This is a genomic window from Streptomyces sp. NPDC003077 (assembly GCF_040611095.1).
Taxonomy (GTDB): Bacteria; Actinomycetota; Actinomycetes; order Streptomycetales; family Streptomycetaceae; genus Streptomyces.
Genome location: NZ_JBEXNM010000049.1, coordinates 59,609 through 68,961 on the forward strand (window position 1 = coordinate 59,609; position 9,353 = coordinate 68,961).

Annotated in this window: 4 protein-coding genes and 1 pseudogene; 1 reads left to right on the top strand and 4 read right to left on the bottom strand. The window is 76.1% G+C overall.

Annotation, left to right across the window (positions count from 1 at the left end):
- The 4 genes and pseudogenes from ABZX96_RS27265 to ABZX96_RS27280 all read right to left on the bottom strand — a co-directional run.
- A pseudogene (locus tag ABZX96_RS27265) lies at positions 1 to 369 on the bottom strand (hypothetical protein); the annotation flags it as partial.
- Between the two features lie 404 nt (positions 370 to 773).
- A complete protein-coding gene (gene prfB, locus ABZX96_RS27270) occupies positions 774 to 1,889 on the bottom strand; it encodes a peptide chain release factor 2 (protein WP_355549454.1) in 1,116 nt (371 codons plus the stop codon).
- A 332-nt stretch (positions 1,890 to 2,221) separates the two neighbouring features.
- Positions 2,222 to 3,520, bottom strand: coding sequence for a serine/threonine-protein kinase (locus tag ABZX96_RS27275; protein ID WP_355549456.1), 1,299 nt, complete (start codon positions 3,518 to 3,520; stop codon positions 2,222 to 2,224).
- 518 nt (positions 3,521 to 4,038) lie between these two features.
- Positions 4,039 to 5,793: a serine/threonine-protein kinase gene (locus ABZX96_RS27280; RefSeq protein WP_355549457.1), complete on the bottom strand. Its 1,755-nt coding sequence runs from the start codon at positions 5,791 to 5,793 to the stop codon at positions 4,039 to 4,041.
- 491 nt (positions 5,794 to 6,284) lie between these two features.
- On the opposite strand from ABZX96_RS27280, the gene ABZX96_RS27285 reads away from it, so the two are divergent.
- A partial coding sequence (locus tag ABZX96_RS27285; protein WP_355549459.1) for an FHA domain-containing protein occupies positions 6,285 to 9,353 on the top strand: 3,069 nt, incomplete at its 3' end.

Below are 9,353 nucleotides of genomic sequence, written 5' to 3' on the forward strand. Positions count from 1 at the left end.
ATCGCCACCGTTACCGGGGGGCGTGGTCTGGCCACCGTCGCCACCGTTGCCCGGAGGCGTCGTCTGACCGCCGTCACCACCGTTACCGGGGGGCGTGGTCTGACCGCCGTCACCACCCGGAGGCGGCGTCTGACCGCCGTCGCTGCCGCCGTTGTCGTTGCCCGAGACAAGCCCCCCGGCGGGGTTGCCCTCAGTGGAGCCCTCGTCGGTGGCCCCGATGCCCGCGACCACGTCGTTCGCGCCGTCGGCGACCGTGTCACCGACCAGACCGGTCGCGGAGGCCGCGCCGGCCGCCGTCAGCGACGCGCCGGCCGCGATCACCGCGCCCGCCACGATGCGCGCCACGCGCACTCGCGTCTTCTTCGTCATGTGCCTGCTACCCCCAGTAGTTGTACTCGTCAGTGGGGCATCGCATCCCTGTAAGGGGCCACGGCCGACGCGGTTCCGCGAAGCGCGGCACCGCCGGATGGGCGGTTCGCTCATCTCCCCGTTCACACGCGCCCCCGAACATACGCATGCCGCGCCCCACCCTTCCCAGTTCTCACAGGCCCGTCAAGGTCAAATAAACATGTGATGCCCGGAATGCGGCGAATTACAGGTCTCATGTACGTACGACTGTGACCAAAGCTCCACAGCGGCAACAGAATCCACGTCAAAAAACAACCGCCGCCCGAAGGACGGCGGTTGTTTTGTCGACAAGGATGTTCGGAGATAACGCGTACGGATCGCGTATGGATAAGGCGTACGGATAACCCCGGAGCGTTGACGGAGTTTTACTTCTCCGCTGTTTCCTGCGTCTTGCGCCAGCGGATGCCCGCCTCCAGGAATCCGTCGATGTCGCCGTCCAGAACGGCCTGCGGGTTGCCCACCTCGAATTCGGTGCGCAGGTCCTTGACCATCTGGTACGGGTGCAGCACGTAGGACCGCATCTGGTTGCCCCAGGAATTGCCGCCGTCGCCCTTGAGGGCGTCCATCTTGGCCTGCTCCTCCTGGCGGCGCCGCTCCAGCAGCTTGGCCTGGAGGACGTTCATGGCGGTCGCCTTGTTCTGGATCTGCGAGCGCTCGTTCTGGCAGGAGACGACGATGCCGGTGGGGATGTGGGTCAGGCGGACCGCGGAGTCCGTGGTGTTCACCCCCTGGCCGCCGGGGCCGGAGGAGCGGTAGACGTCGACCCGCAGCTCGGACTCGTCGATCTCGATGTGATCGGTCTGCTCGACGACCGGCAGCACCTCCACACCCGCGAACGAGGTCTGGCGGCGGCCCTGGTTGTCGAACGGCGAGATGCGCACGAGCCGGTGCGTGCCCTGCTCGACCGACAGCGTGCCGTAGGCGTAGGGCACCTGGACGGCGAAGGTGGTCGACTTGATGCCGGCCTCTTCCGCGTACGAGGTCTCGTAGAGCTCGGTCTTGTAGCCGTGCCGCTCGGCCCAGCGCAGGTACATGCGCTGCAGCTTCTCGGCGAAGTCGGCGGCGTCCACGCCGCCCGCCTCGGCCCGGATGCTGACGACGGCCTCGCGGGAGTCGTACTCGCCGGACAGGAGCGTGCGGACCTCCAGCTCGTCCACGGCCTTGCGGACGGCGGCGAGCTCGGTCTCGGCCTCCGCGCGGGCGTCCTCGTCGCCCTCGGCCTCGGCGAGCTCGAAGAGCACCTCAAGGTCGTCCACCCGGCCGCGCAGCTCCTCGGCGCGGCGGAGCTGGCCCTGGAGGTAGGACAGCCGACTGGTGATCTTCTGTGCGTTCTCCGGGTCGTCCCACAGGGACGGCGCCGCTGCCTGCTCCTCAAGCACGGCAACATCGGCCCTCATCTTGTCGAGGTCCAGGACGGCCTCGATCGACCCCATGGTCGAGGAGAGGGACTTCAGCTCTTCGGATACATCGACGACTGCCACGCACCCAGCCTAACGGCTGCCGCCGCCTGCCCGGCCCTGCCTTCACGGGCCGGAACGACGCGGGAACGCTGGGTGAGGGCGGCCCCGGCCCCACTCGCCCCTATGGGGGGCCGACGCCCCCCAAGGGAGCGCCGGACGCCCCTAGGGAACCCCGACCCGAAAGGGCGTCCCTCGGGAACGCCGCAAGTCCTTGAAGGAACGGCGCCGCCCTTTATGGCGCGCGTGCCGCCCCATATGGCGCGCGTGCCGCCCCTATGGCGTGCGCCTCGCCCTTATGGCGTGCGTGCTGCCTGTATGGCGTGCGCGTCGCCCTTATGGCGTGCGTGCTGCCCCTACGGCGTGCGCGTCGCGTGTGTGCCCGTCTGCTGGACCCCGGGGTCGGCGTCGTCGCCGTTCCCGCCTCCGGAGGCCAGCCAGCCGCCCAGTCCGGCCGCCACGATCACCGCGGCCACCGCGACGCCGATGCGCACCCGGCGGCGGCGCACCGCCTCGGGCGAGGTGCGGTGCCGGGCCGAGCCCGCGCGGCGTTCGCCCGCCGCCCGGGGGGCCCGCGCGGTGCCGTGCGCGCCGCCCGCCAGCTCGTCCGGGCCGGGGACCCGCATGCTGGTGTGCGTCTCGCGGCTGGAGTCCGGGACCGCGCCGTGGACCAGCGGGACGGCGCCGCGGGGCCGCTCCTCGCCCGTCCCGGACCGGCGCCCGTCGTCGTACGCGCCGGACGGCGTCGCGTACGGGCCCGCGGGGGCGCCCTGCTCGGGCTCCGCCTCCTCGGACTCGTCCTCGGGGTCGTCGATGTCCAGCGGGGGCAGCCCGGCGAGGCCGGGCAGTATCTCGCGCAGCCGGGTGGCCAGCTCCGAGGCGCGCAGCCGGGAGGCGGGGGCCTTGGCCAGGCACTGGAGGAGGAGCTGCCACAGCTCGTCGGGCACGCCGGGCAGGGGGGCGACCGTCTCGGTGACGTGCCGCCGCAGCACCGCCCCTGGGTGGCCGCCGCCGAACGGGGTGAATCCCGCCAGCAGCTCGTAGAGCACCGTGGCCAGCGCGTAGACGTCCACCGAGGCGCGCGGTGGCAGCCCTTCGATGATCTCGGGCGCCAGGTAGTCGGGGGTGCCGATCACCTTGGTGGCCCGGGTGCGGCGCGGGGAGTCCACGAGGCGGGCGATGCCGAAGTCGGTGAGCAGCGCGGGGTGCGCGCCGCCGGGGCCGAGCGGCCCGGACATGTCCAGCAGGACGTTCTCGGGCTTGACGTCGCGGTGCACGATGCCGGCGGCGTGCGCGGCGGCGAGGCCGTCGGCGACGTCGGCGACGATGGCGACGGCGGCCTCGGGGGCCAGCCGGCGCTCGTGCTCCAGGCGGGTGCGCAGGTCCGTGCCGCGGACGAGGTCCATGACGAGCGCGAGGTCGTTGCCGTCGACCACCAGGTCGCGGACGCCGACGACGCGCGGGTGGTCCAGGCCGAGCAGCGCCGCCCGTTCCTGGACGAAGCGGCCGACGAGCTCCTGGTCGGAGGCCAGGTCCTCGCGCAGCAGCTTGATGGCGACGGCTCCCTCGGGTCCGTCGCCCATCCACACCGTGCCGGCGCTGCCCCGTCCCAGGATCTGGTGGGCGGTGTACCGGCTGCCGATCTTCCGTGCCAAAACTGCTCCGACGTGTCGGGCCCGCTGAGCGTCCTCAGGAGGCCGAGGTTGGCGACAAAGCTACGCGGCTGCCAGGGGGTGTCGTGCCCCGGATGGCGCCGACCTTCACTTCCGTACGGGAAATGAGGCCCCGGGAGTCGACAAATCTCCAAGGTCGCGGGGGAACGGGCGACATCGGGTGGCCGACGGCCACGGTGAGCGGGCGGCGCCGGGGAGGCCTGATGCCTCCGGGGAACGGGCCGCGCCGGGACGCCCGACGCCTTCGGGTCCGTCCGGCGCTCGGGCCACGCGCGCCGCCGACGGCACACGGGCGACATACGAGGGCGCCGGTGGCCTCTTCGGCACCCGTCGCCGCATACCGCCGCTCCTAGGGCCCTCCGCCGAAACCACCGCCCCTTAGGGCCCTCCGCCGAGACCGCCGCCCCCAAGGGACTCCCGCCGAAACCGCCACCCCAAGGGACCCCCGCCGAAACCACCGCTTCCATGGGGCGGACCTCACCAGGCCCGCCCCCGGCGGCTCACTTGCCCAGGCCCTGCACCCAGTCCCGCACGCTCGTGATGACGTCACCGATCTGGGCGAAGAAGCTCTTGGTCGTGCCGATCCACTCCTGGAGCGGCGTGAGCTCCCAGATCAACCAGGCGCCCACGAACAGGATGAGCAGCGTGATCAGGCACCCCTTGAGGCAGCCCAGACCCGGGATGCGCACCGGGTTGGCGCTGCGCCGACGGGGCTCGCGCGGGGGCCGGGGCTCGCGGCGCGGCTCCGGCTCCCGCGGCGGCTCGTACCGGGGCGCCGGCGGGGGCTCGTAGCGCGGGGCCGGCGGCGGGTCGTAGCGCTGCGGCGGGGGCGGCGGGGGCTGCTGCCGCCGGGGGCGGGGCTGCTGGTCGTACGGGGCGGGGGCGGGCGCCGGCGGGGGCTGCCGGTCGTAGCGCGGCGGGGCCTGGCGCGGGTTCCCCTGGTCGTACGGGGGCTGGTGCTGGGGCTGCTGCTGGGGGGCCGGGCGGCGCTGCGGGCGGCGGCGCAGCGGGTCCTGGCCCGGGTCGAGGTACTGGACCTGGGTCTGGTCGTTGCGGTCCCGGGCGGCGCGGAGCTGGGACTCCCAGGGGTGCGGGCCCTCGGGCTGCCCGTCGCCGCCGGGCGGGCCCGGCGGTATGGGGGGCATGGCGCGGGTGGGGTCGGCGTTCGGGCCGGGGCCCATCGGGGGCATGGCCCGGGTCGGGTCCGCGTCGGGGTTGCCGGTGCTGGGGAGCACGCTGGTGGGCGCGGCCGGGTCGTAGGAGGCCGCGTTGGTCGGCAGCACCTGGGTGGGGTCGGCGTCGCCGCCGCCCTGGCCGGTGCCCGGCACCGGGGCGGGCGCCGGGTCGGGCGCCAGCAGGGCGCCGACGCCGAGCGCGGCCTCGGCCTGCGCGGGGCTGGCGTGCACGCCGATGCCGGCCGCGACCACGCGCAGGGCGCGGGCGAGGTTCTCGGCGCTGGGGCGCTCGTCCGGTTCCTTGCGCAGGCAGCGCTCGATGACCGTCCACAGCGGTTCGGGGACGGTGGTGGGGCGGCGCGGCTCCTCGCTGAGGTGGCGGTGCAGCACCTCCAGGGCGGTCGCGCCGCCGAACGGCGGGCGGCCGGTGACCAGCTCGTACAGCAGGATGCCGGCGCCGTAGATGTCCACGGCGGAGGTCTGCGGGCGGCCCTCCGCGGACTCCGGCGCCACGTAGGCCGGGGTGCCGACGAACTCGTGGGTGCGGGTCAGGCCGGGCGAGTCGGCGAGCCGGGCGATGCCGAAGTCGGTCAGCATCGGGTGCATCTCGCCGTCCCCGTCCGCCCCGGCCAGCAGGACGTTGGCGGGCTTCAGGTCGCGGTGCACCACGCCGTCGGCGTGGCTGGCGGCGAGGGCGTCGGCGATCTGGGCGGTGAGCAGCGCCGCGGCGACCGGGGTGAAGGGGCCGTTGCGGCGCAGGTAGTGGTGCAGGTCCGGGCCGTCGACCAGGTCCATGACGAGCGCCAGCAGATCGCCCTCGACGACCAGGTCGCGGGTGCGCACGATGTTCGGGTGGGTCAGCCGCAGCAGGACGGAGCGCTCCCGCAGGAAACGCATCACCACGTCCGCGTCGTGGGCCAGCTCCTCCTTGAGGACCTTGATCGCGACCGTCTCGCCGGGCTGCCCGGCCACGGCGGCCTCGGCACCCGCCGCCTCACGCTGGCGGGCACGCCAGACGGTGCCCGTGGCGCCGCGTCCGAGCGGCTCCTCAAGCAGGTACTTGCTGCCTACCGGCCGCACGTCATGCGCTCCCTGGTCGTGATCGATCATGTTCCGGCCCGGGCCCGGACGGCGTCCGTCCCCCACGCCCGTGCCCAACTGTAGTGCCGCGCCGCGGGCCGCCGGCCGGACGGACCGGAGGGGGTACGGGGGGAAGACGCGCGGGGCGGGCCGTTGGTTGCCGCGAGCCTCGTCAACGTCCGGCCGATACGGGGTCAATGTCCGGAAGGCACCGTCCGCGCGACCATCCGTGATCGAAAACAAGCCGCTCTGCTGCCTCAAGCAGACGGTTTTGCGCCCATGGCTGACCAATCAAGATCACTGGGTGATGGTCGGCGGGCGTGTTGTCAGTGGCAGGTGCGAGGATGCACCCAGCACGGAAGCGGTGGGGGCACGCGGGCGCGGGCCCCTTCGCGACGTACTCACACGTGGACGTGCCGACGTGCTCGGTGCGGTGGGGGAGGGAGCCAGGCCCCGGCCGGCTCCCCGGGCAGAAGGGACCGCTGACGGCGATGCAGATCCGGCTGACCGTCCTCGGGCCGCGCAGCGGCCCCACCACACGGGCCTGCGACGTGCTCGTCACGGCCCCCGCCGGCACGGCGCTCGCGGCGGTCGCCGGCGGGCTCGCCGCCGCCGTCGCCGGGCCCGGCGCGGAGGTGGGCGGCGGCCCCGTCGTCCTGTACGCGGGCACCGAGCGGCTCGACCTCCAGCGCGCCGCCATCGGCGAGCCCCCGCTCATAGACGGTGCGGTGCTCGCCCTGCACGCCCCCGGGCCCGCCCCGGCCCACGGGCTGCCCCATGGCCCGGCCCGGCTCCGCGTCGTCTCCGGGCCGGACGCGGGCGGCGTCCACCTGCTGCACGGTGGACAGATCCGCATCGGCCGCTCCGCTGACGCCGACGTGCCGCTCGACGACCCCGACGTCTCCCGCCTGCACTGCGCGGTGACGCTGGAGCCGGACGGCTCGGTGCTGGTCGCCGACCTCCGCTCGACCAACGGCACGACGGTGGACGGCGCCGACGTCGGCGAGCGCCCCGCCCCGCTCCCGCCCGGCGCCCTGCTCCACATCGGCGAGTCCGTGCTGCGCCTCCAGCCCTCCCCGGGGGCCCCGGAGCCGACGCTGCCGGTGACACCGGACGGGGAGGGTCACCTGCGGGTCGCCGTGGGCGCGGAGGGTGCCGGGGCGGCTTCCGGGGTGGCCGGGCCCGCCGGAGCGTCCCGTGCTTCCGGCGCGCCCTCGGGCGGGCCGGACTTCGGCGCGGCGCCCGTTCGGGACGAGTCCGGCACGTCGTCCGGCTTCGGTACGTCGTCCGGCGCGGCGGCCCGGGAGGGGCGCCGCGGACACGCCGGTGCCACGGCCGGTGTGCCGACCCCCGCCCGCGGCACCGCGCACGGCTGGGGCGTGGCGCGGGCCCCGGAAGCCCCCCGTGCGACGGGCCGCCCCGGGCCCTCTGGAGCGCCCGGAAACACGCCCCCGGTGGGTGACGCCTCCGTGCCCGGCATGCGCTCCGCCCCGCACGACGCGCCGGACGCCGCCCCGGCCCGGCCCCGCGCGACCGTCCCCCCGGACCCCCGGCACGCCTCCCACCCGCCGTCAGCGGGCACCGGCCCCGGCGCGCCCGGCCACCCCTCGCCCTACGGGGAGACCGGCGCCGCCCCCGCGGCCTTCGCCGCACTCGGGGCCGCCGGGGCTTCCGTGGGCGCGCCCCTCGACCGGCCCGCGACCACGCGGCGGAACGACACGCCCGTACGCGGCACCTCCACCAGTTACGGAACGGCCCACCTCGACCCGTACGGCCCGCCCCACCCGCACGCGGCGGCCGGCGCCCCGGTGGCGCACCCGTACGACGGCGAGGACCCCACCCGCCCCCGCTCCGACGCGCCGTACGAGCCCCGGCCCACCACGAGCGGCCTGGGCACGATGGCCCCCGGCGCCCCCGACGGCGACCGCACCCACGCCGGACAGCAGCGCCTGGACCCCGAGGACATGGCGCCCCGCAAGGGCGGCCGGCGCGGCGGCCTCGGGGCCTGGGCGCGGCGGCTGACCGGCGGCCGGGCCGCCGCGGACCGCCCCGCGCATGTCCCCGCCCCCTCCGCGGCACCCGAGGACGCCTGGGCCACCGGACCCGTCCCGCACGACGCGGCGCCCTCGGGCCCGGCCGCCCACGACCGCCTGCCCGACGCGGCCACCCTCCTCCTGACGGCCCTCGGCCCCGGCCCCCGGCTGTGGGAGCGCGGCCCGGAGCACCCGGACGCGCTGACCCTGCGGCTGGGCACGGCGGTGCGCGACGGGGGCCGGGCCGCGGTGCCCGTCAGCGTCGCGCTGCGCACCGCCGGGTCGCTGGGCCTCGCCGGGCCGCGCGCCCGGCTGACGGGGCTGGCCCGCGCCGCCGTCGCCCAGCTCGCCGCCCTGCACTCCCCCGGCACCGTGGAACTCGTCCTGATCAGCGCGGACCGCTCGCGCTCCCTGGAGGAGCGGCTGGAGGACTGGTCCTGGCTCGGCTGGCTGCCGCACACCCGCCCCGGCCACGGGCAGGACTGCCGCCTGCTGCTCGCCTACGACAAGGAGCAGGCCGCCGCCCGCCTCACGGAGCTGACCCGGCGGCTGGACGACGGCCCGCTCGGCGCCCAGTGGGCCGCCGCCGACCCGGCCGCCGTGGCCGACGCGGCGCGCCGCCACACCGGCCCGCACACCGTCGTCCTGCTGGACGGCGACCCCGGTTCGGCCGCGCTGCGCGAGACCGCGGCCCGGCTCGCGACGGCCGGCCACGCCGCCGGCGTCCACCTGATCTGCCTGGCCGAGACGCCCGCCTCCTCCCCCGCCTTCCCCCTGGCGGCGACGTACGAGGCGGCGCGGGCCGCCTCCCCCGCGCTCGGCGAGTGCGGCGCGGTCGCCGTCCTCAGTGGCGACGTCGCCACGGCGCTGCGCATAGTGCGGCCGGGCACCGACCCGAACGGCACGGTCGCCACCGTGGACGCGGTGTCCGGCGCGTGGGCCGAGCGGTTCGCCCGGGCCCTGGCGCCCCTGCGGGAGACCGAGTCCGGTCCGGCAGGCGGGGGCCGTCCCGCGCGCGGCCGGTCCGCGCCGCTGCCGGAGAAGTCCCGCCTGCTGGACGAGCTGGGGCTGGCCCGGGCCACCCCCGCCTCCCTGCTGGCCCGCTGGGCCGCCGCGGCCGACGACCCCCGCTCCGGCGCCACGGCCGTCCTGGGCGCGGGTCCGCGCGGCCCGCTGACCGCCGACTTCGCCGCGGACGGCGGCTCCCACCTCCTGATGGAGGGCGCCGCGGCCACCGGCAAGACGGAGCTGCTGCGCTCCCTGGCCGCCTCGCTCGCCGCGGCCGACCGCCCCGACCTGCTCTCGCTCGTCCTGATCGACGGCGGCGGCATCGAACGCGGCGAGGGCCTGAAGGTGTGCACGGACCTCCCGCACGTCACGACGTACCTGGCCGCGTCCGACCCGCTGCGCATGAGGGCGGTCGCCCAGGAGCTGACCTCCGAGCTCAAGCGGCGCGCCGAAATGCCGGCCGGCACCGACTTCGCCGACTGGCGCGCCGCGCCGCCGGGCGGGGCCGGCGACCTCGAC